Here is an 837-nt window from a genome sequence, read left to right on the forward strand (position 1 = left end):
AGTTGATTGGCTGTGCAAGGTGTTTGAAGTGACTCGTTCGTGCTACTACGCCCAGCGCCTTAGGCGCCGCACGCCCGATGTTGAAGGGCTTAGGTTGCGCAGCCGGGTGAGCGAGTTGTTCACGCAAAGTCGTAGCGCTGCCGGGAGCCGCAGCCTCTTGTCGCTGATGCGTGAAGACGGTGAGCAGCTCGGTCGATTCAAAGTACGCAGCTTGATGCGCGAGCTTGATTTAGTCAGTAAACAACCCGGCTCACATGCCTACAAACGAGCGACAGTAGAAAGACTCGATATCCCGAATACCTTGAACCGTGAGTTTGATGTGCCAGCCCCGAATCAAGTCTGGTGCGGCGACATCACCTACATTTGGGCCCAGGGGAAATGGCATTACTTGGCGGTCGTGCTGGATCTTTGCACGCGCCGGGTAGTGGGCTGGGCGTTGTCGGAAAAGCCGGACGCTGAACTGGTGATCAAGGCCCTGGATATGGCTTACGAGCAGCGTGGCAGGCCTTCGGGTCTGCTGTTTCACTCGGATCAGGGGTCGCAATACGCAAGCCGGCTATTTCGTCAGCGATTGTGGCGTTATCGCATGCGCCAGAGCATGAGTCGCCGAGGAAATTGCTGGGACAACGCGCCAATGGAGCGCGTGTTCCGCAGCTTGAAAGCCGAGTGGATACCGACCACGGGCTACAGAACGGCTCAAGAAGCCCAGCGCGATATCAGCCACTTCTTGATGCATCGGTACAACTGGGTTCGACCCCACCAATTCAACGGTGGGTTGGCGCCAGCCCGGGCCGAAGAAAAACTTAACGTCGTGTCCGGGATTAGTTGACCACTACA

1 protein-coding gene is annotated in these 837 nt (G+C 57.2%); it reads left to right on the top strand.

Annotation, left to right across the window (positions count from 1 at the left end; translation table 11 throughout):
• Window positions 1-829 (top strand): IS3 family transposase (locus BM70_RS0130945; protein ID WP_043274451.1); only part of this gene is annotated, 829 nt, incomplete at its 5' end.
• Window positions 830-837: the final 8 nt, after the last annotated feature.

Origin of the sequence: Pseudomonas sp. CHM02, from assembly GCF_000612585.1 — a bacterium.
Classification (GTDB): Bacteria; Pseudomonadota; Gammaproteobacteria; order Pseudomonadales; family Pseudomonadaceae; genus Aquipseudomonas.